This window comes from Paraburkholderia phytofirmans (assembly GCF_046028095.1).
Lineage (GTDB): Bacteria > Pseudomonadota > Gammaproteobacteria > Burkholderiales > Burkholderiaceae > Paraburkholderia > Paraburkholderia phytofirmans_A.
Genome location: NZ_JAQQDJ010000003.1, coordinates 269,799 through 294,263 on the forward strand (window position 1 = coordinate 269,799; position 24,465 = coordinate 294,263).

21 protein-coding genes are annotated in these 24,465 nt (G+C 62.7%); 8 read left to right on the forward strand and 13 right to left on the reverse strand.

What is annotated here, in order from left to right:
- Positions 1 to 13: 13 nt before the first annotated feature.
- Positions 14 to 1,399, reverse strand: a complete 1,386-nt coding sequence (locus tag PQR54_RS10140; protein WP_408245251.1) for a sodium:solute symporter family protein — start codon at positions 1,397 to 1,399, stop codon at positions 14 to 16.
- 12 nt (positions 1,400 to 1,411) lie between these two features.
- Positions 1,412 to 1,621 carry a DUF3311 domain-containing protein gene (locus PQR54_RS10145; protein ID WP_106300676.1) on the reverse strand — a complete coding sequence of 70 codons (210 nt, stop codon included), beginning with the start codon at positions 1,619 to 1,621 and terminating at the stop codon, positions 1,412 to 1,414.
- A 284-nt stretch (positions 1,622 to 1,905) separates the two neighbouring features.
- On the opposite strand from PQR54_RS10145, the gene PQR54_RS10150 reads away from it, so the two are divergent.
- The 5 genes from PQR54_RS10150 (at position 1,906) to PQR54_RS10170 (ending at position 8,277) form a co-directional block, all read left to right on the forward strand.
- On the forward strand, positions 1,906 to 2,316 hold the full coding sequence (locus tag PQR54_RS10150; RefSeq protein ID WP_408245252.1) for a nuclear transport factor 2 family protein: 411 nt from the start codon (positions 1,906 to 1,908) through the stop codon (positions 2,314 to 2,316).
- Positions 2,317 to 2,329: 13 nt separating this feature from the next.
- A complete protein-coding gene (locus PQR54_RS10155; RefSeq protein WP_408245253.1) occupies positions 2,330 to 3,745 on the forward strand; it encodes an NAD(P)/FAD-dependent oxidoreductase in 1,416 nt (471 codons plus the stop codon).
- A gap of 249 nt (positions 3,746 to 3,994) precedes the next feature.
- Positions 3,995 to 5,425, forward strand: a complete 1,431-nt coding sequence (locus PQR54_RS10160) for an amino acid permease (RefSeq protein WP_408245254.1) — start codon at positions 3,995 to 3,997, stop codon at positions 5,423 to 5,425.
- Positions 5,426 to 5,563: 138 nt separating this feature from the next.
- Entirely contained in the window at positions 5,564 to 6,553 is a 990-nt protein-coding gene (locus PQR54_RS10165) for an AAA family ATPase (protein ID WP_408245255.1), read from the forward strand.
- Positions 6,550 to 8,277, forward strand: a complete 1,728-nt coding sequence (locus PQR54_RS10170; RefSeq protein WP_408245256.1) for a cobaltochelatase CobT-related protein — start codon at positions 6,550 to 6,552, stop codon at positions 8,275 to 8,277. Before PQR54_RS10165 ends, PQR54_RS10170 begins: the two co-directional genes overlap by 4 nt.
- Before the next feature lie 25 nt (positions 8,278 to 8,302).
- Here the strand turns inward: PQR54_RS10170 and PQR54_RS10175 are convergent, their stop codons facing one another.
- The 7 genes from PQR54_RS10175 to tauA all read right to left on the reverse strand — a co-directional run bounded on the left by PQR54_RS10175 (position 8,303) and on the right by tauA (position 16,743).
- On the reverse strand, positions 8,303 to 9,064 hold the full coding sequence (locus PQR54_RS10175; RefSeq protein ID WP_408245257.1) for a TSUP family transporter: 762 nt from the start codon (positions 9,062 to 9,064) through the stop codon (positions 8,303 to 8,305).
- Positions 9,061 to 10,098, reverse strand: a complete 1,038-nt coding sequence (gene pta / locus PQR54_RS10180) for a phosphate acetyltransferase (protein WP_408245258.1) — start codon at positions 10,096 to 10,098, stop codon at positions 9,061 to 9,063. Before pta ends, PQR54_RS10175 begins: the two co-directional genes overlap by 4 nt.
- A 148-nt stretch (positions 10,099 to 10,246) precedes the next feature.
- Positions 10,247 to 12,079: a sulfoacetaldehyde acetyltransferase gene (gene xsc / locus PQR54_RS10185; RefSeq protein WP_408245259.1), complete on the reverse strand. Its 1,833-nt coding sequence runs from the start codon at positions 12,077 to 12,079 to the stop codon at positions 10,247 to 10,249.
- Positions 12,080 to 12,268: 189 nt separating this feature from the next.
- The gene (gene phnY / locus PQR54_RS10190; protein ID WP_408245260.1) at positions 12,269 to 13,702 is read right to left on the reverse strand and encodes a phosphonoacetaldehyde dehydrogenase; all 1,434 of its coding nucleotides are present in this window, start codon (positions 13,700 to 13,702) and stop codon (positions 12,269 to 12,271) included.
- A gap of 221 nt (positions 13,703 to 13,923) precedes the next feature.
- Positions 13,924 to 14,844, reverse strand: coding sequence for an ABC transporter permease subunit (locus tag PQR54_RS10195; protein WP_408245261.1), 921 nt, complete (start codon positions 14,842 to 14,844; stop codon positions 13,924 to 13,926).
- Positions 14,837 to 15,652 (reverse strand): taurine ABC transporter ATP-binding protein, encoded by an 816-nt coding sequence (locus PQR54_RS10200; protein ID WP_408245262.1) that lies wholly within the window; start codon positions 15,650 to 15,652, stop codon positions 14,837 to 14,839. Before PQR54_RS10200 ends, PQR54_RS10195 begins: the two co-directional genes overlap by 8 nt.
- Before the next feature lie 32 nt (positions 15,653 to 15,684).
- Entirely contained in the window at positions 15,685 to 16,743 is a 1,059-nt protein-coding gene (tauA, locus tag PQR54_RS10205) for a taurine ABC transporter substrate-binding protein (RefSeq protein ID WP_408245263.1), read from the reverse strand.
- A 301-nt stretch (positions 16,744 to 17,044) separates the two neighbouring features.
- Between tauA and pdxR the strand changes: the two genes are divergently transcribed.
- Positions 17,045 to 18,574 carry a MocR-like pyridoxine biosynthesis transcription factor PdxR gene (pdxR, locus tag PQR54_RS10210; RefSeq protein WP_408245264.1) on the forward strand — a complete coding sequence of 510 codons (1,530 nt, stop codon included), beginning with the start codon at positions 17,045 to 17,047 and terminating at the stop codon, positions 18,572 to 18,574.
- A 42-nt stretch (positions 18,575 to 18,616) separates the two neighbouring features.
- Here the strand turns inward: pdxR and PQR54_RS10215 are convergent, their stop codons facing one another.
- Both PQR54_RS10215 and PQR54_RS10220 read right to left on the reverse strand, forming a co-directional pair.
- Positions 18,617 to 19,369 carry an IclR family transcriptional regulator gene (locus tag PQR54_RS10215; protein WP_408245265.1) on the reverse strand — a complete coding sequence of 251 codons (753 nt, stop codon included), beginning with the start codon at positions 19,367 to 19,369 and terminating at the stop codon, positions 18,617 to 18,619.
- A gap of 118 nt (positions 19,370 to 19,487) precedes the next feature.
- Positions 19,488 to 20,324, reverse strand: a complete 837-nt coding sequence (locus tag PQR54_RS10220) for an IclR family transcriptional regulator (protein WP_408245266.1) — start codon at positions 20,322 to 20,324, stop codon at positions 19,488 to 19,490.
- Between the two features lie 206 nt (positions 20,325 to 20,530).
- Here PQR54_RS10220 and PQR54_RS10225 point away from each other — a divergent pair, with 206 nt between their 5' ends.
- Both PQR54_RS10225 and PQR54_RS10230 read left to right on the forward strand, forming a co-directional pair.
- Positions 20,531 to 22,186 (forward strand): GMC family oxidoreductase, encoded by a 1,656-nt coding sequence (locus tag PQR54_RS10225; RefSeq protein WP_408245267.1) that lies wholly within the window; start codon positions 20,531 to 20,533, stop codon positions 22,184 to 22,186.
- A 203-nt stretch (positions 22,187 to 22,389) separates the two neighbouring features.
- The gene (locus tag PQR54_RS10230) at positions 22,390 to 23,700 is read left to right on the forward strand and encodes an MFS transporter (protein ID WP_408245268.1); all 1,311 of its coding nucleotides are present in this window, start codon (positions 22,390 to 22,392) and stop codon (positions 23,698 to 23,700) included.
- Between the two features lie 119 nt (positions 23,701 to 23,819).
- Here the strand turns inward: PQR54_RS10230 and PQR54_RS10235 are convergent, their stop codons facing one another.
- Positions 23,820 to 24,197, reverse strand: coding sequence for a type II toxin-antitoxin system VapC family toxin (locus PQR54_RS10235; RefSeq protein WP_408245269.1), 378 nt, complete (start codon positions 24,195 to 24,197; stop codon positions 23,820 to 23,822).
- Positions 24,197 to 24,427: a type II toxin-antitoxin system Phd/YefM family antitoxin gene (locus tag PQR54_RS10240; RefSeq protein WP_408245270.1), complete on the reverse strand. Its 231-nt coding sequence runs from the start codon at positions 24,425 to 24,427 to the stop codon at positions 24,197 to 24,199. Before PQR54_RS10240 ends, PQR54_RS10235 begins: the two co-directional genes overlap by 1 nt.
- Between the last annotated feature and the right edge of the window lie 38 nt (positions 24,428 to 24,465).

Sequence of the window (24,465 nt, forward strand, 5' to 3'; positions counted from 1 at the left end):
TTTCAGCCCGGTTTCAACTGAGCGCGTGCGCACGGCTCGGTTTCGCGGTGAGGTTCACGGCGGTCAGCACCAGCAGGTTCACACCGAGGCATACCAGTCCCAGATTGAAGCCGCCGAGGTCGATCTGCAGCACGTACAGGATGATCGCTAGCAGTTGCCCGGTCAACATGCCGGAGGCGATCGCGGACGGCCGCACGCGCAATCCGAACAGAACGACCATCACGCCGGGGAAGAACTGCGTCACGCCGTAGTACGTGGTGTTGATCAGCGTGAGCATCAGATTCGGCGTGAGCAGCGTCATCACGATCGACACCACCAGGTACAGCATGATCACCACTTTCGCGCTCGTTTTCTGGCGAGCCTCCGGCATACCCGGCAGGAGATTGCGCGTCACGATCGGGCCGATCGCGAGACAGATGCCGGCCAGCACGAGCAAGCCCGACAACGACGCGCCGGCCGCGACGAGTCCAAGCAGCCAACCCGGCAGCAAACGGATCGCGGCCGCAAAAAACGCTTCATTAGGCGAGGCCAGATGCAGGTTCTGACTGATCGCATAGTACGACGCGACCACGAGAAACGGATACATCAGCATGTAAAGCGGCATCGCGACCTGCGTGCGCCGGATCGTGTTCGCGCTTTTTGCGGTAAAGAAGTTCTGCACCGCGAACGGCATGACGTAGAAGCCGAGCGACTGGAACAGCATGGTGCTCATCGAGAAGGTCAACTGGTGCGAATTCATCCGGTTGCTGACATGCTGACTGGCGGCATGAAAGACCTCGGTCACGCCGACTTCCATCGACACGGCAACGCCGGTGACGACGATCGCGACGACCATCAGGATATCCTTCAGCACGGCGATATAAGCCGATGCCCGCACGCCGGCGATCGCGATATAGGTGAAGGCGAGCAACGCCGCGAACAGAATCAGATACAGCGGTTTGAAATTCCACCCGAGTCCATTCAACGCTGCGACGAGTCCGGTGAACTGCAACTGTCCCCACGGCAGCAGAAAGACGATCGCGGAACCCGCGACGATCAGCTCGAGCGCGCGGCTCTGAAAATGCCCCTTGAACAGATCGGGCAGGGTGATCGCGTTATAGCGTTTGCCGGCTTGCCAGATCTTCGGGCCGATGAAATAGCCGACGGGGTAGGCGAGCAGAATGTAGCCGAGAAACCAGACGCCGTATGTCGGTCCCTTGGCATAGATGCCGCCCGGAAAACCGACCATCGTGCCGATGCTGTAGATCTCGCCGGCCGCGAGGAAGAACACGAGGTAGGCGCCGAACTGCCGCGACGCCACGAAGAAGTCATGCACGCTTTGCGGGCCACGTCCCTTGTTCGAACGGATCGCGAGGTAAAGCGAGAAAGCGAGAAAGCCGAGAAAGACTGCGGTGGCCATCCGGACACTCCTTTAGCGGTTTTGCGGGTGGGACTCGTCGTGGCGGCAGTCGAACACGCGCCAGCAGATCATCAGGCACCCGGAGGTGAGGATGAACCACGCGAAGATCCAGGCGTAGATGAACGGCACGCCCAATACGAAGCGATCGACGGACGCCACCCACGGCAGCAGGCCGACCACACCCAGATAGGGAATGCCGAGTCCGATAAACAGTTTGAGCACGTTAACTCCTCGCAGCATGTGGCCAATACCCTCAGTGTTGCCGAACAAAAAAACAGAACCATAGAGCCAGTTCACGGGAGTCGATGAGTCCAATCCAGCGCATGCCGCAGACGCTGCGAAACCCCGCATCACGGCGCGCTGCACCAGGCGAAAACACCTCACTGGACCTACCGGCTAAAAAACCCCCTGCCTACAATTTCCTCACGGAATCGCCAGCCACCGGCGGCGTCTCATGTCTTATCGAAACAAACGCGAAAGCGAAAGTCATCCAGGAGGAGAAAGCAATGGCTCAAACACAGACCCCGCTGCAGCACGTCACGGCCGAAACACTGGCCGCGTTTTCCGATGCGTTCAATCGTCATGACGCAAACGCGTTGATGACCTTCATGACCGACGATTGCGTATTCGATGCAGCGGGCGGTCCGGAAGTGTTCGGCACGCGCTTCGTGGGGCGCGACGCGACCCGCGTTGCCTTCGAAGCGGTCTTCAAGACCTTTCCCGACGCGCATTGGGGCAAAGGCCGTCATTACGTGATCGGTGAACGCGGCGTGTCCGAGTGGGTGTTCACGGGAACGCACGCGGAAGGTTGGCGCATCGAGGCGGAAGGTTGCGACCTGTTCGAATTCCGCGACGGCCTCATCGCGGTCAAGCGGGCCTTCCGCAAGGAACGTCCGAAGCAGAACCTCGCACGCTGATCGGGAGCTTCACATGGAGCACAGTGAAATCGAACGGGTCGCGCAAGGCATGCCGTCCACCCGCGCAGACGATACGCGCTACGATCCGGCGTACGACCCGCTGGTGTCGCCGGGGCCGGGCTGGGGCAAGCAATACGCGCCGACCTACTGGGTCGCCACCGCGGGCACGCCGCCCGAAGACGACGGCCCGATCACGGCGGATGTCGACGTGGATGTGGCGATCATCGGCGGCGGCTATACGGGGCTCGCCACGGCGCTTTGTCTCGCGCGGGAGCATGGCATCAAGGCGGTCGTGCTGGAGGCCAACAAGACGAGCTGGGGCTGCAGCAGCCGCAACGGCGGCCAAGGTCAGAACGCCTCGGGCCGGCTGTCGCGTTCGCAATGGATCGAGCGTTGGGGTAAAGACGTCGCGTTGAAAATGCACGACGAGATTCAGGAAGGCTTCGATAATTTCAAGTCGCTGGTCGCGGAGATCGATTGCGATCCGCAACCCGGTGGCCACTTTCTGATCGCACACCGGCCGCGCATCATGCATAAGCTCGCCGCCGAGGCCAAGGTCTGGAAAGACGTGTTCGGTTATCCGTCGGAGCTGATCGACAAACAGACCTTCCAGCGCGAGTACGTCAACGATCACGAAGCAGCGGGCGCGCTGCACGAGCCTGAGGGCATCGGCATTCATGCGTTGAAGCTTGCCTTCGGCTATCTGCGGCTGGCCCGCGAAGCGGGCGCCAAGGTGCATCCGGCGAGCCCGGTGCTCGGCTGGGAAACGATCAACGGCGTGCATCATTTGCGCACCCCTGGCGGCATCGTGCGAGCACGCGCAGTTGGCATTGCAACGGGAGCTTATACGGCGCAAACGCTGCACAACTCGCTGCGCAGCCGCATCATGCCGATCCTGTCGAATTCGATGGTCACGCGTGCGCTCACGAAGCAGGAAATCGACGCGTGCAACTTTCGCACGACCCAGGTGCTGACCGATACGCGCACGCTGCGCTTCTACTATCGCTTTCTGCCGGACAACCGCTTGCAGATCGGCAGCCGTTCCGCGATCACCGGCGCCGACGCGCCCAATTCGCGCCACTACGATCTGCTGGTGGAAGGCATGGTGCGCAAGTTTCCGGCCTTGCGCGGCGTGGCGATCGATTACTCATGGTGGGGCTGGGTGGATGTCAGCCACGACATGATGCCGCGCGTGTATCAGCCGGATCCGATGCAGACGGTGTACTACGCGCTCGGCTACGGCGGCAACGGGGTGTCGTATTCTCAGCAGGCCGGGCGGCGGCTCGCTGAACGCATCGCGGGAAAGGGTGCGAAGCAGACGTTGCCGATCTTCACGTCGCCGCTGCCCGGGCACCCGTTCGCGCCGTTCCGGCGCATCGGCCAGCGGATGCTGTATCAACTGTATTTCCGGCGCGACGAAAAACCTTGATGCAGCAGGCCGAAAATCGCCCGCGCGCCGTGCGGCGCTGAACTTGCAACTCGCAACTTGCCGCTCGCACCGCGCAAACGGCGCACCAAACGGCGCACACTTGCACCATGCGCGAGAGTTGCGCGGTGCTTCATAAAAAATCATAGGGCGAGGGTCCTCGCCCCATCCAGTATTGACGACGATAGGACTCGGGCGGCTGAGAAACCAGGCCGGCCCGGTCCGCGATCGGATAACGGAATTGGAGGTGACATGCAGCAATCTTCAGACACAACGGAATTGAAGGCGGGCCTCAAACAGCGCCACATGACGATGATCGCGCTCGGCGGCGTGATCGGCGCGGGGCTCTTCGTCGGCAGCGGCGTGGTCGTGCAACAGGCCGGCCCCGCGGCCGTGTTGTCGTTTCTGATCACCGGTGCGCTGGTCGTGCTGGTCATGCGGATGCTCGGCGAAATGGCCTGCGCGATGCCGGCCGTGGGTTCGTTCTACGAATACGCGCGGCTCGCGTTCGGCGGCAAGCGTGCGTCCGGCAATCTCGCGGGCTTCCTGACCGGCTGGATGTACTGGTATTTCTGGGTCATTGTCGTCGCGGTGGAGGCCGTGGCGGGCGCAAAACTCGTGCAGTTCTGGCTACCCGACGTCCCTGCGTGGGCGATCAGTCTCGTGTTGCTGGTCACGCTCACGGCGACCAACCTGGTCTCGGTGGGCAGCTATGGCGAGTTCGAGTTCTGGTTCGCGTCGATCAAGGTCGCGGCGATCATGGTGTTTCTGTTTCTCGGCGGCATGTATGTGCTGGGACTGTGGCCCGCGGCGAAGCACGTCACCGCCGTTCTGCCGACACTGCTCTCGCACGGCGGCTTGATGCCGAAGGGAATCGGACCCGTGCTGAGCGGCGCGGTTGCGGCCACGGGCTTTTACTTCGGCGCGGAGATCGTCACGATCGCGGCGGCCGAAGCGCAGGAGCCCGCCAAAGCCGTTGCCAAAGCGACGAACTCGGTGATCACGCGCGTGCTGGTCTTTTATGTCGGCTCGATTCTGCTCGTCGTCGCGCTGGTGCCCTGGAACTCTCCGAAGATGGCGACGCCGTATGTGAGCGCACTCGACGCCATGGGTATTCCGGCCGCAGCCAGTGTCATGAATGCCATCGTGCTGACCGCGGTGCTGTCTGCGCTCAATTCAGGGCTCTATGCCGCGTCGCGGATGATCTTCGCGCTGACACGCCACGGCGACGCGCCCGCCGCGCTCGCCAAGGTCAATCGTCGCGGCGTGCCGGTTCGCGCGATTCTGATCGGCACCGTGTTCGGCTATGCGTCGGTGGTGATGTCGTATGTGTCGCCGGATACGGTATTCGCCTTCCTCGTGAATTCGTACGGCACGGTGGCGATTTTCGTCTACGTGCTGATCGCGATCTCCCAACTGAAATTGCGCGCTCGCATCGAACGGGATGCGCCAGCGAAGCTGCGCGTCAGGATGTGGTGCTACCCGTACCTCACGTGGGTCGCGATCATCGGCATGGTCGGCATTCTGGTGGCGATGGCGTTCATTCCCGAGCAACGTCAACCGTTGTGGTTCGGAGTCGCGAGCCTCGGCGTGCTGCTACTCGCTTATCTGCTGCGCGTCCGCAGACCCGATGCCGGGTTCAGCGAACCGGACACGCTGGAATACCGCCACCACCATCACTGATACGAGAGTCGCGCCGCAGTTGTAAAAAACGAGATGATTTGTATCGAAAAAAGAAAGTGCGTATGATGGACCGGCGAGGCCGCGTCGCCAGCTTGCTGGGCGCCGGCCTTCGTCGTGACGAAGCGCGAGGAGACCGTAGTGACCGATATCGTGACAGGCAAGCCGGACCGGATGGTCTCGGTGCGCACGTTGTTTGGCATCGACTCAGGCTTGATGGTGCCGGCCTTCAGCGAACGGGACGACCACGTTCCGGAAATCGACGAGGTGTATCGCTTCAATCCTGAAGTGACGCTGGCGATTCTCGCCGGCTTCATGCGCGAGCGCCGCGTGATGGTGCAGGGCTTGCACGGCACGGGCAAATCCACGCACATCGAGCAGGTCGCGGCGCGCCTGAACTGGCCGTGCGTGCGCGTGAATCTCGACGGGCATATCAGCCGTCTCGATCTGGTGGGCAAAGACGCGATCATCGTGCGCGACGACGTGCAGGTCACCGAATTCCAGGAAGGCATCGTGCCGTGGGCGCTGCAACGGCCCATGGCGTTGATCTTCGACGAATACGACGCGGGCCGTCCCGACGTGATGTTCGTGATCCAGCGCATTCTCGAACGCGACGGCAAATTCACGCTGCTCGATCAGAACCGCGTGATTCATCCGCATCCGTATTTCCGGCTGTTCGCCACGACCAATACGGTCGGCCTCGGCAATCTGAATGGTCTTTACCACGGCACGCAGTTGCTGAATCACGCGCAGCTGGACCGTTGGAACGTGGTCGCCACGCTCAACTATTTGCCGCGCGCCGAGGAAGCCGGCATCGTGCTGGCGCGTGTGCCCGAACTCGCTAACGACACTGGCCGCGCGCTGATCGAGTCGATGATCAGCGTCGCGGAACTGACGCGCAAAGGTTTTGCTACGGGCGATCTCTCCACGCTGATGTCGCCGCGCACCGTGATCGACTGGGCGGAAAACTGCCAGATCTTCCGCGATCCGGCGATGGCGTTTCGCCTGACCTTCGTGAACAAGTGCGACGAAGCGGAGCGGCCCATCGTGGCCGAGTATTTTCAGCGCTGCTTCGATAGGGAACTGGAAAGCACGGCGGAGCGCGAGATGCGCTCGACGGTGCCGCAATGACGCCTGCCGAGCGGCAAGCAGCACGCCGCGCCGAACAGCGTCAGAACCTCTGCGCGGCGGCCGTGCGCGCATTGACCGGGGACGCTGAGCTGCATTACCGCGCCGGCCGTTTATTCCGTGGACTGCGTCCAGTGCATCTGCATGCGCCGCATCTGCGCATGGGCTCGCAACCAGATGACCTGCGTTCCTTGCGCGGCGCCGCGGACGGCGCAGCATTACGTCTTACCTATTCCGACGCAAATCTCCACGCGAGTCTATGTCCCACCGAACCGGTGGAGCGACTCCTGTTCGAACTGTTCGAGCAGTTACGTTGCGAAGCGCTTGCGCCGGCCAGCATGCCGGGACTCGCGCAGAATCTGCGCCATCGCTTCGAAACATGGTCGCGTGCTTTCTATCGCACTGGGTTGACCGACGGCCACCTCGGCATTCTGCTTTACACGGTGGCTCAGATCGTCTGGTCGCGTCTATCGGGCTGGCCCGTGCTGGAAGAAACAGAAGGTCTGATCGAAGCCACGCGCGCCGCGATCACACCGACCCTGGGCGTGCCGCTCGCGGCGCTGCGGCGGCATAGAACGGAGCAGGGCGAGTTTGCAATTCATGCGCTCGAATTGGCCCGTCTCGTCAGCCAGATGATGCGTGACGCCCGTGCACAGTCCGTCGAAGGAGAAGACGAGCAGGCGCCGGAAGATGACGAAGCCGTGCGCGCCATGTTCGCGCTCTGGTTCGACACCGACGAAGGCGAGCAGGTCGATATGGGTCTCGCCGCCACCGGCGACAGCCGCGTACTCAGAGACGCCGAGCATCGCTACCTGGCGTACACCACGCGCTACGATCGTGAGTTCATGCCGGGCTCGCGCATCCGCAGCGAGTTGCTGGCGGAATACCGCGACCAGCTCGACAAGCGCATTGCCGCGCAGCGCATCAACGTGCCGCGACTCGCGTATTCGCTCAAGGCCGCGCTCGCCGTGCCGCAACGCGATGGTTGGTCGTTCGGTGAAGAGCATGGCCGCATCGACGGCCGGCGTCTCTCGCAGCTAGTCAGCTCGCCTGCTGAGCGGCGTTTGTTTCTGCTCGAACGATACAAGCCGCTCGCCGATTGCGTGGTGAGCTTTCTCATCGATTGTTCGGGTTCGATGCGCACGTATATCGAGCCGGTCGCGCTGCTGGTGGACGTGCTCACTCGCGCGCTCGATCAGGCGGGTGTCGCGAGCGAGGTGCTGGGTTTCTCGACCGGCACCTGGAACGGCGGCCGCGCGCGGCAAGACTGGCTGGCCGGCGGCCGGCCGTCTCATCCGGGGCGGCTCAACGAGGTCGCTCATCTCGTCTTCAAGGACGCCGCGACGAGTTGGCGGCGCGCTCGCGCCGACATCGCCGCGTTGTTCAAGGCCGATCTGTTTCGCGAAGGCGTGGACGGCGAAGCGGTCGACTGGGCCTGCACGCGGCTGCGAGCGCGTGCCGAGGCGCGGCGGATTCTCGTCGTGATCTCGGACGGCAGTCCGATGGACAGCGCCACCGCTCAGGTCAACGACACCTACTATCTCGACAATCACCTGAAGCAAGTGGTCGAACGCAACGAAGCCGCGCGCGATGTCGAGTTGCTGGGCCTTGGCGTCGGACTCGATCTCAGTCCGTATTACCGCCGTTGCCTTGCGCTCGATCTGTCCACGCCGCCTGACATGTCGTTGTTCGCGGAACTCGTCGGCTGGATCGGCGCGCGGCGCTAGGTAGGCCGTGCTGTCGTGAGGCGCCTCAGCGGAGCAACTGCTGCACCGCATGCAGGCTCAGCGACCCACCGATCACCACCAGAATCGCGTACGCGATGCGGCGCGTCATCACGCCTGAAAGCGGTGGCGGATACTGCCGCGCCACGAGCGTCATCAGCGCGACGACCGGGACCGCGAACGCGGCCTGCATCCAGAGATCGGCGTCGAGCTGGCCCAGGTACGCGCTGAACAGCGTGCGAATGGTCGAGGTCACCGTAAAGATCAGAATCAACGCGTAGCGGATCTGCACGAGCGAGAGCGGCTGGCGATAGAACTGAAAAATCAACGGCGGCCCGGATACGCCGAACATCCCGCTCAGCAGACCGCCAAAGAGGCCGCTGACGAAGAAACTTTTGTCGCCCGAGCGGCAAGCGAGCGGCGTCGGCCGCAGCGCCGCGCTCAAGCCCCCATACAGCACCACGGCGCCCAGCAGCAGTTGCAACACGCTGGACGCTGCATTGCTCAACAGATCCAGCACCAGCACGCCCGCTACTACCGACGGCAGAATGCCCAACGTAGCGGCGCCCACCGCACGCCAGTCGATGTGATGCAGTTTGCCGGGCAAGGCGGTCGCGCTGTTGGCGAGCGTCACGAGGCTGAGCAACGCGGCGAGACTCGTCACCGGCGCGAGGTCCAGGCCGCTGGCGGCGCCGATCACGATCATGCTCAGACCAAAGCCGGTGATCGTTTGAAAATAGCTCGCGACGCCCATCAGCGCGAGCAGAGGCAGCAACTTCTGAACGATCATGAATGAGACGGCGTGAGGAGGGCGTCGGAATGCGTGAGCGCGGCTTGCGCCTGGACCGCGGTGACGGCGGTGACGTAGTAGATGTCGTCCGCGCTGCAACCGCGCGAGAGGTCGTTGGCGGGCTTGCGCAGGCCTTGCAGCAAGGGGCCGATCGCCTTCGCGCCGCCGATCCGCTCGGCCAGCTTGTAGCCGATATTGCCCGCTTCGAGACTCGGAAACACCAGCACGTTGGCGTGGCCTTCCACCTGCGAATGCTTGACCTTGCGCAGTGCGATTTCGGAGACGATGGCCGCGTCGAGTTGCACGTCGCCGTCGATCGCGAGATGCGGGCGGCGTTCCTGCACGATGTGGGTTGCGTTGACCACCTTGTCGACTGCCGCATGATGCGCGCTGCCGCTCGTCGAAAACGACAGCATGGCCACGCGCGGTTCATCCATCAGCAGGCTTTGTGCGCTGTCCGCCGCGGCCATCGCGATCTCGGCGAGTTGAGCGGCATCGGGTTCCACCACGAGCGCGCAGTCGGAAAAGATCAGGCCGCCCTTGAGCGTGTGGAACGGCTCGCACAACATCATCAGAAAGAAACTGGAGACAAGCTTGAATGACGGCGCAATGCCGATGATCTGGATCGCGGTGCGCACCACGTCGGCGGTGGTGTTGACCGCGCCGGACACGGAACCGTCGGCATGGCCGAGACGCACCATCAGGTTCGCGAAGCACAGCGGGTTGAGGATTTCTTTCTGCGCCTGTTCGAGCGTCATGCCTTTCTTGCTGCGCAAGGCGAACAATTCGTCCGCATATAACGGTGCGAGCGCCGAAGCGGCGGGGTCCACCAGTTCCATACCGGATAGATCGACGTCGAAGCCGGCGGCGGCATCGCGGATACGGGTGGCGTCGCCCACCAGCAGAATGCGCGCAATGCCTTCTCGGCTCGCGCGCTGCGCGGCTTGCAATACGCGCGGATCCTCGGCCTCGCTCAGCACGATGCGCATCGGCGAACGGCGCGCTTGTTCAATGATGCGGTTGATGGCTTTCATAAGCGTGGCCGAGTGGAGAAATAGCGAGAACCTGGAACGAAGAAGCCGGAGACAGCGCGCGTGAAAAGAATGCGCGCCGTTTCCGGCCAGTGAGCGCGGCGGCCTCGGTCCGCTTGGACACGGAGGCCGCCCGCGCCGCATAACACGCTCAGACGTAGTCCTTGTACTTGTCGAGCATGCGCACCGGCTTGGCGAGCGCGTCGCGGCGGAACGGATCGCCGAGTTCACGCGTACACATGATTTCGATGATGGTGGTCTTGCCGTTGTTCATCTGCGCGTCGATCGCGCGCTTGAGCGCCGGGCCCACATCTTCGAGACGATCCACCACGATGCCTTCGGCGCCCATCGCGCGGGCAATCGCCGCGAAGCTCTGGTTGTCGAGTTCACCGGCGACGAAACGGCGGTTGTAGAAGTCCACCTGGTTCTTCTTCTCCGCGCCCCACTGGCGGTTGTGGAACACCACTGCCGTCACGGGGATGTTGTGACGCACGCAGGTCATGGTTTCCATCAGGCTCATGCCCCATGCGCCATCGCCCGCATACGAGACGGCCGGACGATGCGGCGCGGCGACCTTGGCGCCGATGATGGTCGGGAACGCGTAGCCGCAATTGCCCCAGCTCATCGCCGCGAAGAAGCTGCGCGGCTTGTTGAAGCGCAGATAGCTGTTGGCCACCGAGTTGATGTTGCCGATGTCGGTCGAGACCATCACGTCTTCAGGCATGGCCTTTTCCAGCTCGCGCAGCACCTGGCGCGGATGCAGGTAGGTGCCGCCGCCAGGCGTGCGTTCGTGTTTCTGCTCCTCGATCATGTCGAGGCTGTAGGCGTCGCGTTCGTGGGTCCAGTCGTCGAGTTCTTTCTCCCAGGCGGCTTTCTCGGATGCGATCTGAGCGCCGCGTTCCTCGCGCGTGGCGTCGCTTGCGATCTTGCGTCCCGCAAGGCGTTCGGTCAGCGCGACAGCGGCAGCTTTCGCGTCGCCGCAGATGCCCACCGAAATCTTCTTCACCAGGCCGAGCATCTTGTGGTCGGCATCGATCTGAATGATCTTCGCGTTGGTCGGCCAGTAATCCATGCCGTGCTGCGGCAGCGTGCCGAACGGTCCGAGGCGCGAGCCGAGCGCGATCACGACGTCGGCGCGCGACAGCAGCTTCATTGCCGCCTTCGAGCCTTGATAGCCGAGCGGACCGCACCACAGCGGATGGTTGGCGGGGAAAGAATCGTTGTGCAGATAGCTGTTGACGACCGGTGCGTTCAAACGTTCGGCGAGCGCCTTGCATTCTTCGATCGCATCGGCCATCACCACGCCGCCGCCGGAAATGATCACCGGGAATTTGGCTTGCGCGAGCAGTTCGGCCGCTTCGTTCAGGCGTTGCTCACCGCCCGCGCCGCGATCGAGACGCTGCGGCTGAGGAATTTCCACCTTGACCTGACCATAGAAGTAATCGCGCGGGATGTTGAGCTGGGTCGGTCCCATTTCCGCCATCGCGCGGTCGAAGCAGCGGCCCGTGAATTCGGCCATGCGCGCCGGGTGGGTGACGTGGCCTTGATACTTGGTGAACTCCTGGAACATGGGCAGTTGCTTGGCTTCCTGGAAGCCGCCCAGACCGATGCCCATGGTGCCGGCCTCCGGCGTGACGATCACGACCGGGCTGTGCGCCCAATAAGCCGCCGCAATGGCGGTGACGCAGTTGCTGATGCCCGGGCCGTTCTGGCCGATCACCACGCCGTGACGTCCTGAGACACGCGAATAGCCGTCGGCCATGTGCCCGGCGCCTTGCTCGTGCACGACAGGAATCAGGCGGATGCCGGCGGGCGCGAAGATGTCCATGGCGTCCATGAAGGCGGAGCCCATGATGCCGAACATATCGGTCACGCCGTTGGCCGCCAGGGTTTCGACAAAGGCTTCCGACGGCGTCATGGCCTGCGGGCCACTGGCGCGGTTGTCGGTGGTTGCGTCACGCGGGGAAGGATTCTGCTCGCTCATGGGGTGTCTCCAGCTCTTGAGATAAGTGGAACAAAAAATACCGAAAAATGCTTGGTGTCTGAAATGTAGGCCAGCGGTTTGCGTCAGTCAACCAAAATTCAAATAAATGGAACGTTTTGTATCAAAAAAATGTGGCGTTTCGCGAGGATGCGGTTTGCGCCGTGGCAGCGGTAGCCGCTGCTTCGAGCCTTACTGCCACGGCAACGAGTACGTTTTGACGTTGGTAAAGCTCTTGATCGCTTCCTGAACGCCTTCCTTGTAGCCGAGCCCCGAATCCTTGATGCCGCCGAACGGCGTCAGTTCGAGCCGGTAGCCCGGCACCTCGCGCACGTTCACGCTGCCCACCTCCAGCTCCGCGATAAACCGCGTGATGTAGTCGAACCGGTTCGTGCAGACGGAAGAGGACAGGCCGTAATCGGTGGAGTTGGAGAGTCGGATCGCATCGTCGATATCGCGGAAACGGATCACCGGCGAAACCGGCCCGAAGGTTTCATAGCGAACGAGCGGCATATCCGGCGTGACGTGATCGACCACGGTCGGCGAATAGAGCGCGCCGCGGCGCACGTTGCCGAGCAGCAGCTTCGCGCCGCGTCTCACGGCGTCGTTGACTTGCGTTTCGAAGAACTTCGCTGCGTCTTCGTCGATTACGGTGCCCATGTCGGTGGCGGGATCGGCCGGGTCGCCGTAGCGTATTGCACGGGTCTTCTCCACCAGCAATTCGACGAAGCGGTCCGCCACCGCCTCATGCACGAGCATCCGCTTGATGGCGGTGCAGCGCTGCCCCGAGTTCTTGTACGAGCCGGAAACGGCGAGCGTGCTCGCCTCGTCGAGGTCCGCGTCTTCCATCACGATGATCGGATCGTTGCCGCCCAGTTCTAAAACCGCGCGCCGGTAACCCATCTTGTTCGCGATGTATTTGCCGATCGCGACGCCACCCGTGAACGTAATCAGGTCGACGTGCCGGTTCGTGATGAGTTCGTCGGCGATGTCTTTCGGGTCGCCCGTCACAACCTGCAGCATTTGCTGCGGCAGGCCGGCGTTGTAGAGAATGTCGGCGAGCAGGCAGGTGGACAGCGGCACCTTTTCCGACGGCTTGACGACGATCCGGTTATTGGTGGCGATGGACGGCACGATCTTGTGCGCCACCTGGTTCATCGGATGATTGAACGGCGTGATCGCGCAGATCACGCCGAGCAGCGGCTCGCGCTGCGTGTAGACGCGGCGCTGTTTGCCGTGCGGCGTCAGATCGCAGGAGAAGATCTGGCCGTCGTCCTTTAGCGCTTCATTGGCGCCGAACACCAAAACGTCGCTGACACGGCCCGCTTCGTATAACGAGTCCTTTTTGCAGAGCCCCGATTCCGCGGTAATCAGGTCGGCGATTTCATCGGTCCGTTCGCGCACGATATCCGCCGCGCGTCGCAGGATCTGCGCGCGCTCATAGCGCGTGAGTCGCGCGCGATACGCGTGTGCGTACTCGAAAGCATGGCGCACGTCGTCCACGGTGGCTTTCGGGACGGTGCCGACCAGTTCGCGCGTATAGGGGTTGAATACCTCGATGACCTCGGCGCGCGTGACCCTTTCACCGCCGATGCGCATGGCCTCGTGCCGAACTGCAGAAGGCATCCGTGGTTTGAAGATGGCGTTCACGCGGCCCCCTGGCTGGATTGACGATCGTGGAAGGTAAATGTCTTACCGTTGAGGTCGATATTGCCGTCGGGCACGCCAACCGGGTAGAGCCAGTGCGGGGGAGTCGCTGAGTCCAGCGCGTCGTGTCGATACGGCGCACCCGGAAAAGAGAAAGGGCCCAATGAAGGGCCCTTGTCGGCAGAATATGTGAAGCCTTCTCAAACCTTCCCTTTCCAAGGCACCAGCACGCGCTCGATATAACGCATCAGCAAATCGAAGCACAGCGCAAAGAAGCCGATCACGATGATCCCCATGATCACCACGTCGCTCGCGAGAAACTCGGCGGCGTTGAGCACCATGAAGCCGAGGCCGCTGTTCGAGGCGACCATTTCGGCGGCCACCAGCGTGGTCCAGCCCACGCCGATGCCGATTCGCATGCCGGTAAAGATCTCCGGCATCGCCGACTTCAGGATCACGTACAGCACCACCTGCGTGCGCGAGGCGCCCATCGAATAGGCGGCGTGAATCTGTTCGATCGACACCGACCGCACGCCTGCGCGCGCCGCGATCGCGAGCGGCGCGAAGATCGCCAGATAGATCAGCAGCACCTTCGAGAATTCGCCGATGCCGAACCAGATGATGATCAGTGGCAAATAGGCGAGCGGCGGCAACGGCCGGTAGAACTCGATCGGCGGATCGAACGCACCGCGCGCGAAGCGCGACACGCCCATCATCACGCCAACGGGTATCGCCGTCACACAGGCGAGCGCGAACGCACCGAACACCCGCAGCAAGCTGATGCCGGTGTGCTGCGCGAGCGTCGAATTGGCGAAGCCTTCCGTGGCGACATAGATGAACTTCGCGTAGACGGCCTGCGGCGATGGCAGGAACAGCGGCTTGATCCAGTGCAGATTGGTCGCCGCGAACCAGAGCGCGATGAACGCGGCGACGGTGATCAGGCTTGTGGCGACGCTGCTGCCTTGTCCCGGCACGCCGAACGTGTCGCCGGGCCGGGCGGGTTTCTTCGCGAGCATACGAGGTCCGCGGCCCGGTCTGCGGGGCGGCCGGATCGGCGTGTTCGTCTCCATTTGCGCGGCCTCGCCGTGCAACACGGCATGAGCGGATTTAGAACTAAACATGAGCGACTCCGGCCTCGGCGGCATGCATCTTCTCGTCGCCGTAGATGATGTTGAGAACCTGCTCGCGCATCGCGATGAAATCGGGACTCGATTTGATCGCTCGTGCATCGCGCGTTTCGAGAAAACGGCGGTTGAAGTCCAGTTCGTAGGTATGCGTGATACGGCCGGGACGCGGCGACATCACGATCAGCCGGCTCGCAAGGAACAGTGCTTCCTCGACGCTGTGCGTGATGAAGAAGAACATCTTGTTGGTCTTCTTCCAGACGTCGAGCAGAAGCTCCTGAATGGTCTCGCGAGTGAGCGCGTCGAGCGCGGCCATCGGCTCGTCCATCAGCAGCATCGCCGGATCGCAGGTGAGCGCGCGGGCAATGCCGACGCGCTGCTGCATGCCGCCGGAGAGCTGATAGATCATGTGCTTGTGGAAGTCCTGCAAGCCGACCAGCGCGAGATTGCGCACGGCAATTTCGCGCCGCTGCGCGCGCGGCACGCCTTGCAGCTTGAGGCCGAATTCCGCGTTGTCGATCACGTTGAGCCACGGCAATAGCGCGTGCTTCTGGAACACCACGCCGCGGTCCGCCCCCGGCCCCGCAATGGGTTCGCCGCCGAGCAGCAACTCACCGCGGCTCGGCGCGATGAAACCGGCCATCAGCGATAACAGCGTGGTCTTGCCGCAGCCCGACGCACCCAGTGCCACCACGAAGTCACCCGAGCGGATGGTCAGGTTGATATCGTCGAGCGCCTGCACGGTCTGGCCGGGGCGCCGCCCCGGAAACACCACGCTCACGTTTCTGACTGTCATCTTTTCCATGTTGCCTCCCGATCCCACGGATCACGGTTACGTCATTTGAGTTGCGCGGCGGCTTCGGCATAAGCCGGTGTCACGAATTTCGCGTAGTCCGGCAACACGGTGCCGATCTGCTTCTGGCTCTTCAGGAACTCCGACGTGTCCTTCAGTGCAAGCGCGGCGCGGCTCGTCGTACCGCCGCCCAGCCATTGCGCGGATGCCTGTTCGCTGACCGTGGGGAACGCATAGAGCGACAGCGACGCCGGCACATCTGCCGGCGTGCCGCCGATCATCTTCGCGATGGCCGCCGCTTGCGGCGAAGTCGCGTTCCATTGCGAAGGATTGCTGCGGTATTGCTGGTCGGCGTCGGCGATCGCCTTGACGAGTTTCGCCATGAAGTCCTTGTGTTCCTCGCCCCATTTGCGATCGACCGCAATGCCGTCGAAGGTCGGCTTGCCGAGTTTCGAGAGGTCGCCGGACGTGATCAGCACCTTGCCGCTTTTCTTCAGCTCGGCGAGCGCGGGGTCCCATACATAGGCGGCGTCGATGTCGCCGCGCGACCAGGCCGCCACGATCTGATTGGGCTGCATGTTGAGAATCTTCAGGTCGGACGGATTGATGCCCCAGTGCTGCAGCGCGAACATGGTGTGATAGTGGGTCGTCGACACGAACGGCACGCCGATGGTCTTGCCCTTCAGGTCCGCGGGCTTCGTGATGCCGGAGCCGTTGCGCACCACCATCGCTTCGGCCTGGTTGATGTTGTCGAGAATCCAGAAGAGTTGCAGATCGAGGCCCTGGCTCACGGCGGCGGCGAGCGGGCTGGAACCGATCACGCCGACCTTGACGTCGCCGGATGCGAGCGCGGTTGCGACCTTCGCGCCGGACTCGAATTGCCGCCAGTTGATCTTGTAGCCGGTGGCCTTTTCGATCGACCCGTTCGCGATGCCGACCACCCACGGGTCGACGATCTGTTGATAGGCGATGGTGATTTCCTTGTCTTCGGCGTGGGCGGGCGTCGTTGCGAAACACGCCGTGGCGGCGCAAAACAGCGACAGGATGCAACGTGCCGTCCGGTGGAACCACGGCCGCAATGTCGAGTTTTTATGGCGTTTCATAATAGGTCTCACAATAGGTATGAACAGCGGGTATGAACAGCGGGTTTCAACAGCGGCTGCCGGTGGAGCATGGAACTCGTATGACCACGACGGGTGCTTGTCCCAATCGCCTTGGACGGGGTGAGTCGAGTATCGTCAGTAAAAAATAGAGCAAGTTAGTGCCAGACGACGCCGATCGTTGAGTCCACATCGGCGCGCCGAATGCTCTGGCCGGCCCGCGCCGTCGCCGCTCACGCGGCAGAAGGCCGTCACGTGCAGCGTTGGCGTGACTGGCGCGGCTCTTTCACTTTCAGGAGGAAGCATGTCTAGCCGTACAGCGACGGCCCTTTGGACGCAGCGGTTCCAGCGTCCCAGCGACTCGAACATGAGCCTGCAAGGGCAGATCCGCCAGATGCTGGTGGCCGCGATTCTGGACGGCCAACTGCCGCCGCAGACCGCGTTGCCGTCCAGCCGGGAACTGGCCGATCAACTGAGCGTCGCGAGAAATACGGTCGTGCTGGCGTACCAGCAACTCGTGGAGGAGGGCTATCTGATTTCACGCGAGCGCAGCGGGCACTTCGTCAATCCGGCCATGCTGGAAGGCCGCCACGGCTTCAAGGCGCCCGCGCAGACGGCGCCCGGCAGCGAGCAGGACCACGCGCCCGCGCCCCCCGATTGGGCTCAGCGTGTACAGCGGCGGCCGTCCGCGCAGCGCAATATCGTCAAGCCGGGCAACTGGCAGGATTACGAATTTCCCTTTATCTATGGGCAATTCGACCAATCGCTCTTTCCGACTAACGACTGGCGCGAATGCTGTATGAAAGCGCTGTCGGTGATGGAGATTCGCAACTGGGCGCCCGACCTGATCGGCCGCGACGACGACACGCTGATCCAGCAGATCCGCACGCGCGTGCTGCCGCGGCGCGGCGTGTTTGCGATGCCTGATGAGATCGTCATCACGATCGGCTGTCAGCAGGCGTTATATCTGATCGCCGATCTGCTCGCGCGCGAGCGCACCACGGTGGGTTTCGAAAATCCGGGCTATCCGGACGCGCGCAACATCTTCGAGAACCGCAACGCGCAACTGATCCCGCTGCCGGTCGACGAGGGCGGCGTGCGCCCTGTCGAAGACGCGCACCTGTTCGCCCAATGCGACTACGTCTACGTGACACCGAGCCACCAATGCCCGACCACGGCGACCATGCCGATAGAGCGCCGGCATGCATTGCTCGAACTCGCGCAGAAGCACGACTTCGTGCTGATCGAAGACGACTACGAAAGCGAAAACAATTTCTCGGGCCTGCCGCATCCGGCGCTCAAGAGTCTGGACAAGGCAGACCGCGTGATCTACATCGGCAGTCTGTCGAAGACGTTCGCGCCCGGCCTGCGGCTCGGCTATATCGTCGGTCCGCGCGAACTGGTGCAGGAATTGCGCGCGTTGCGCCGGCTCATGGTGCGGCATCCGGCGGCCTACATTCAGCGTGCGTTCGCGACGTTTCTCTCGCTCGGTCATCACGACGCGCTGCTGCGCCGGCTGGCCCACGCTTATCGCGAGCGCGCGCTGGCGCTGATGGCGGCGCTCGACAAGTACCTGCCCGAAGCGCGTCACATCCCGATTACAGGTGGAGCGTCGTGCTGGGTGGAAGGCCCGCCCTGGCTCGACGCCGTGCGTCTTGCTGACGACGCCGAACAGCACGGCATTCTGATCGAACTGGGCGGCGTGTTCTTCATGGACGGGCTGGAGCAGAAGAACTGCTTCCGGATGGGCTTTTCGGCGATCAAGCTCGACAAGATCGACGCCGGCGTGCGCCTGCTGGCCGAACTCGTGCGCAAGCAGAAGCCCGCGCTTTGACCGCGTCCGCAGTCAAAGACGTGCGTTAAAAGCGCCAACGGGTCAGAAGGTTGCCGCGAGTTCCCTGGCGGCTTCCTGAAGACGCGGCACGAATTCGAGCGCGCGCGAGAGAGGCGCGCGCGAGACCGGCGCATGCACGGCGATTGCCGCGATACAGGTGCCGTTCGCATCGACGACGGGCGCCGCCACGCACACGATGCCGGCCAGAAACTCCTCGTTATCGATCGCAATACGCTTGTGCGCGGTGCGGTCGAGTTCCGCCTCCAGCAATTCCGGATCGGTAATGGTGTTCTGCGTGAAGCGTTCGAGCTTCAGCGCGCGCACGAGCGCCGAGCGCTGTTCGCGCGGCAGCATTGAGAGCAGCAGTTTGCCGCTCGCGCTGCAATACGCAGGCACGTGCGAACCGGGCTTGAGATCGAGGCGCAACGGCCACGGCGCTTCCATGCGGTCGAGATACAGCACCTCGGTTTCGTGCAGCATGGTGAGATTGCAGGTCTCGCCGAGATCGGCCACCAGACGCGCGAGAATCGCATGACGCAGGCGCCGCGCGCCGGAATGCATCACCACACCCAACGCAAGCTGCGCGAGCCGCGGTCCGATCACATACGCGTTCTTCTGGCCGGGCTCGCGGATCACGAGCCCGCCCGCCTCAAGCGAAGCCAGCATGCGATGCAGCGACGCCTTGGGCAACGCGACGTCCTGCGCGATGTCGGCAAGCGAAACCGGGCCGTCCGAGTTGACGAGGTGTTCGAGCAACGCAAACGCGCGCAGCGTCGGAGTATCCGCTTTGGTCATGCCTGCCGTTCCGGAAAATGGATCGGCGTCATTGTACAACCCGGCTTCAGGCTGCCCGGCCTTGGCGCTGCGGGCCGGGGACTCTGCCGTGTCTAACGGTTCGCTCATGGGAAAGGCCTCAGCGCTCATGGTACGGATGCTCGGTGGAAGGGCCGGCGGATAACAGCGGGGCGAGCTTCAACGCCGCGTCCTTGAGTTTCGGCACGGCCTTGAGCAGGTCGTTCAGACTCGCGCGCGCGGTCGGCGCGTGAATCGCCAGCGCGGCCAGCACATGCCCGGCGGTGGCATCGCGCACCGGCACCGCAACCGCCACCATGCCGCGCACCAGTTCCTCGTTGTCGATGCCGATTCCGCGCACGGCGAGCCGGTCGAGTTCCGCTTCGAGCAGATTCAGTTCCGTCAGCGTGCCTTGCGTTCTGCGCTCCAGCGTAAGCCGTGCGAGTACGGGACGACGCTCGGCCGGCGGCATCTGCGAGAGGAACAGCTTGCCGCTCGCGGTGCAGTGCAACGGCACGCGCGTGCCGGGCTGCAGATGCAGGCGCAGCGGTTCAGTGGTCTCCACGCGTTCGAGATAGAGGACGGTGTCGCGGTCCAGCGCGGTGAGATTGCAGGTTTCGCCGAGCGCATCCACCAGCGAGCGCAGCAGTGAACGGCAGGCGCGCCCGAACGTGTTGTTGGATAGCGTGGTGAGCGCAAGCTGCGCCGCTTTCGGACCCAGCGTGATGCCACGATCCGTGCCGCGCGAATCGGGCAGATGCGTCACGTAGCCCTGCGCTTCGAGCGATTCGATTAGCCGCATCAGCGTGGCCTTGGGAATGTGCAGGCGCAGCGAGAGTTGCGAAAGCGAAAACGGCTGTCCCGCGGCCGCGAGTTGCTCGAGCACGGCCAACGCGCGCAGCGCCCGGGACTCCTCGGCGAACGGTTCACTGCCTGGAGACGAGCAGAGTGCTTGCATACGCTTCCTTGCTTGTCGATCAGTGGCTGTCCAGCGTCCGCGTACGTTGCACGGGCCGGCCGGTCATTTCTAAAAGTGAAACAAAAAACGCTGTTTCTGTTTCAGATGAACCGATAGTAGCGGGAATTTCTTGATCAGGAAACGGGCTGAACATAAATTTCAACGAAACATACCGTTTTTTATAAAACATGCAGGAGACAGGTCACATGGCAGACCGATTCGACTTCGTCGTCGTCGGCGCGGGATCCGCGGGTTGCGTGCTGGCGAACCGGCTTTCCGAAGGCGGCCGCTACTCGGTGTGTCTACTCGAAGCCGGCCCCGCCGACCGCTTCATGTGGATTCACATCCCCATCGGCTATGGCAAGACGATGTTTCACCCGGTCTACAACTGGGGCTTCTATACCGATCCCGATCCCAACATGCACAATCGCCGGCTCTATTGGCCGCGTGGCCGCACGCTGGGCGGCAGCAGCTCGATCAACGGTCTGATCTATGTGCGCGGACAACGGGACGATTACGACAACTGGGCGCGGCTCGGCAATCGCGGCTGGGGCTGGAAAGACTGCCTGCCGTATTTCAAACGGCTGGAACACAACGAACTGGGCGAAGGTCCGACGCGCGGTGTCGACGGACCGCTGTGGGCCTCGACGATCAAGCAGCGCCACGAACTGGTCGACGCATTTATCGCGGCCTCGAACTCGTTAGGCGTGGCAAGCATCGACGACTTCAATACGGGCGATCAGGAAGGCGTCGGCTACTATCAGCTGACCACGCGCCGCGGGTTTCGCTGCTCGACGGCTGTTGCTTATCTCAAACCCGCGCGGCAGCGCCAGAACCTGCATGTGGAAACCGACGCGATGGCTTCGAAGATTCTTTTCGAAGGCACCCGCGCCTGTGGCGTGCAGTACCGGCAGCACGGCGAGTTGCGCGAAGTGCGCGCCAATCGCGAAGTGATCCTGACCGCCGGCGCGCTGCAATCGCCGCAATTGCTGCAACTGTCCGGCGTGGGACCGGCCGCGCTGCTGCGCGAATTCGGCATTCCGGTGGTCGCGAATCGCGCGGGCGTCGGCGAGAACTTGCAGGACCATTTGCAAATCCGTCTGATCTATGAAGTGACGAAGCCGATCACGACCAACGATCAACTGCGTTCATGGACGGGCCGCGCCAAGATGGGTCTGCAATGGGCGCTGATGCGCAGCGGCCCGCTCGCGGTCGGCATCAACCAGGGCGGCATGTTCTGTCGCGCGCTGCCTGAAGAATCGGCAACACCGGATATCCAGTTCCATTTCTCGACCTTGTCGGCGGATTCCGCGGGCGGCAACGTCCACGATTTTCCCGGCTGTACGTACTCGATCTGTCAGTTGCGACCGGAATCGCGGGGCGCGGTGCGCATCCGCAGCGCTGATCCGCGTGAGGCGCCGTCCATTCAGCCCAACTATCTGGACACCGATCTGGACCGGCGCACGACCATCGCCGGCGTGCGTTTCGCGCGCCGCGTCGCGGCGGCGCAGCCAATGGCCGGACTGATGAAGCGCGAGGTGCGGCCCGGTGCGGACGCGCAGACCGACGACGAACTGCTCGATTTCTGCCGGGAGTACGGACAGACAATTTTCCATCCCTCTGGTACAGCGAAGATGGGACCGGCGGGCGATCCGCTCGCGGTAGTCGATGAACGTTTGCGCGTGTACGGCACGCAAGGGCTGCGCGTGGTCGATTGCTCGATCATGCCGACGCTCGTGTCGGGCAATACGAATGTGCCGATTGTGATGGTGGCGGAAAAAGCGTCGGACATGATTCTGCACGACGCAAGCAACGTCGATCGAGGTGTGGCGACGACGCCCGCGGCGAAAGTGGCCGCTTGATCCGGCAAATGAAGTGGCAGGTGACGTAGCAGGTGCAAAACGACGGCGGGCGATGTCCGCCGCAATACGCAGTCGCGGGTCGTCCGGCAGATGGACGTTGCGCGATCTGCACATAAACCGCCCCGGAGGAGACAACTGGGGGTATCGGCCAGGCACGCGTGTCGATACGCGCGGCAATGGCTGTCCATTGAGGAGCTGCTGCTATGGCAATCGATCCCCGCGCTATCCGGCGCGTTGCGTTCGCCAGTGTGATCGGCGCAACCGTCGAATGGTATGACTTTTTTCTTTACGGCGTGGTCGCCGGCATCGTATTCAACAAGCTCTATTTCCCCGCCAGCGATCCGCTCGTATCGACGCTGCTCGCCTATTCGACCTTTGCGGTGGGCTTCGTGACGCGGCCTTTGGGCGGCGTGATATTCGGACACTTCGGCGATCGGATCGGGCGTAAGTCGGCGTTGATTCTGACGCTCATCATCATGGGGATCTCGACGGCGGGCGTCGCGTTCGTTCCGACCTACGCGCAGATCGGCATCTGGGCGCCGATTCTGTTGTTGTCGTTGCGCGTGTTGCAGGGCATCGGGCTCGGCGGCGAGTGGGGCGGCGCAGTGTTGATGGCGTATGAATATGCGCCACCTGAAAAGCGCGGCCTGTACGCGAGCCTGCCGCAGATCGGTTTGTCGATCGGACTCTGTCTTGCATCGGGGATGGTCGCCGCGCTTTCACGCTTATTGCCCGAAACGGCGTTCCTGTCGTGGGGCTGGCGGATCGCGTTCGGCGCATCGCTCGGTCTCGTTCTGATCGGCTTGTACATTCGCGCCAAGGTGATGGAGACGCCCGAATTCCTCGCGCTCAAACGCAACCGGCGCGAAGCGAAGATTCCGTTCGTCGACATGATCACGCGCTATCGCGGCGCCGTGGTGCTCGGCATGGGCGCGCGTTATATCGACGGTGTGTTCTTCAATATCTTCGCCGTGTTCTCGATCGGCTATCTCACGCAGCACGTGTCGATGAGCCGCACCGACGCCTTGCTCGGCGTGATGATCGCGGCCATCGTGATGTGCTTTTTCATCCCGGTGTTCGGCAGCATGTCCGATAAACTCGGCCGCGCGCGGGTGTATTTCTGGGGCTCGCTGATTTGCGGCGTGTCGGTGTTTCCGGCTTTCTGGCTTATCGAAATGCAGCCGGCCAACACGCTGTTGATCTGGGCGGCCATCGTGGTGCCGTTCGGCATTTTCTACGCGATGGTGTACGGCCCGGAGGCGGCATTGTTTGCCGAACTGTTCGACGCCGAAGTGCGCTATACGGGCATCTCGTTCGTGTATCAGTTCTCGGGTATCTTCGCGAGCGGGCTCACGCCGATCATCGCGACGATCCTGATGCGGTTGAATGGCGGTAAGCCGTGGACTGTGTGCGCGTATGTGCTGTTCTCTGCGTTGATATCGGCGCTGTCTGTGCGGGCGATAGAGAGAAGGCGTTCTGGTGCGTTCGATGCGGTGGTGCATGCGCGGTCGTGATCTCGCATGGTGATCGCCGACCGACGGCGATCACTCTCCAGGATGTGTGACGGGTGGGCGAGCGATCGAGACCATTGCTGTGGACCCGAAGCTGCATCTCGGTCGCTCGCCGGTTGAAGCTAGACGGGTAAAACGAGTTCGCTGTATTTCGACAGATGGCCGTCCGCACTGATAAGCCGCAACGGTTCTGCCATAGCCTGCGCAACGAGAATCCGGTCAAAAGGATCACGATGGATGTCTGGCAGATTGCGAACCATCGCCGCATGCACCGCCCTAACAGGCAGTTCAGAAAACCCGCTCGCCTCGATTTCGGCAACGAGCTGATCGATGTCCGCATCGAGTTTGCCGAGCCCCACCTTGATCGATGCCTCCCAGATGCTCGCGGCGCTGACGAACACTTCGTCAGCATCGAGAATGATCTTGCGCGCGGCCGCGCTCAACTTCGGATCGTCCGTGACCGCCCATAGGTAGATATGCGTGTCGAGAAGTACGCGCATCAATTGCCCTGGAATGCTGCGATCACGTCATCAGGTAAAGGCGCGTCAAAGTCATCCGCGATGCGTACCGCGCCCTTAAGGGCGCCAAAGCGCCGGGCAGGCTTTGTGATCGAGACCAGCCGCGCCGCCGGCTTGCCGGCTTTTGCGATCAGGATTTCCTCGCCGCCAGCCGCGGCATCGACCAACCGCGAAAAATTGGTCTTTGCTTCGTGAATATTGACTGTCAACATGATGGCTCCTAGTGGACTAAGTCCATGTTAGTCCACCT

Bases quoted from the DNA above. Each gene is read 5' to 3' on its own strand.
- xsc (WP_408245259.1), bottom strand. From the start codon at position 12,079: ATGAGCGAGCAGAATCCTTCCCCGCGTGACGCAACCACCGACAACCGC.
- PQR54_RS10220 (WP_408245266.1), bottom strand. From the start codon at position 20,324: ATGCAAGCACTCTGCTCGTCTCCAGGCAGTGAACCGTTCGCCGAGGAG.
- PQR54_RS10150 (WP_408245252.1), top strand. From the start codon at position 1,906: ATGGCTCAAACACAGACCCCGCTGCAGCACGTCACGGCCGAAACACTG.
- PQR54_RS10200 (WP_408245262.1), bottom strand. From the start codon at position 15,652: ATGGAAAAGATGACAGTCAGAAACGTGAGCGTGGTGTTTCCGGGGCGG.
- PQR54_RS10235 (WP_408245269.1), bottom strand. From the start codon at position 24,197: ATGCGCGTACTTCTCGACACGCATATCTACCTATGGGCGGTCACGGAC.
- phnY (WP_408245260.1), bottom strand. From the start codon at position 13,702: ATGCCTTCTGCAGTTCGGCACGAGGCCATGCGCATCGGCGGTGAAAGG.
- tauA (WP_408245263.1), bottom strand. From the start codon at position 16,743: ATGAAACGCCATAAAAACTCGACATTGCGGCCGTGGTTCCACCGGACG.
- pdxR (WP_408245264.1), top strand. From the start codon at position 17,045: ATGTCTAGCCGTACAGCGACGGCCCTTTGGACGCAGCGGTTCCAGCGT.
- PQR54_RS10175 (WP_408245257.1), bottom strand. From the start codon at position 9,064: ATGATCGTTCAGAAGTTGCTGCCTCTGCTCGCGCTGATGGGCGTCGCG.
- PQR54_RS10195 (WP_408245261.1), bottom strand. From the start codon at position 14,844: ATGTTTAGTTCTAAATCCGCTCATGCCGTGTTGCACGGCGAGGCCGCG.
- PQR54_RS10155 (WP_408245253.1), top strand. From the start codon at position 2,330: ATGGAGCACAGTGAAATCGAACGGGTCGCGCAAGGCATGCCGTCCACC.
- PQR54_RS10170 (WP_408245256.1), top strand. From the start codon at position 6,550: ATGACGCCTGCCGAGCGGCAAGCAGCACGCCGCGCCGAACAGCGTCAG.
- PQR54_RS10240 (WP_408245270.1), bottom strand. From the start codon at position 24,427: ATGTTGACAGTCAATATTCACGAAGCAAAGACCAATTTTTCGCGGTTG.
- PQR54_RS10215 (WP_408245265.1), bottom strand. From the start codon at position 19,369: ATGACCAAAGCGGATACTCCGACGCTGCGCGCGTTTGCGTTGCTCGAA.
- PQR54_RS10230 (WP_408245268.1), top strand. From the start codon at position 22,390: ATGGCAATCGATCCCCGCGCTATCCGGCGCGTTGCGTTCGCCAGTGTG.
- PQR54_RS10160 (WP_408245254.1), top strand. From the start codon at position 3,995: ATGCAGCAATCTTCAGACACAACGGAATTGAAGGCGGGCCTCAAACAG.
- PQR54_RS10225 (WP_408245267.1), top strand. From the start codon at position 20,531: ATGGCAGACCGATTCGACTTCGTCGTCGTCGGCGCGGGATCCGCGGGT.
- PQR54_RS10140 (WP_408245251.1), bottom strand. From the start codon at position 1,399: ATGGCCACCGCAGTCTTTCTCGGCTTTCTCGCTTTCTCGCTTTACCTC.
- pta (WP_408245258.1), bottom strand. From the start codon at position 10,098: ATGAAAGCCATCAACCGCATCATTGAACAAGCGCGCCGTTCGCCGATG.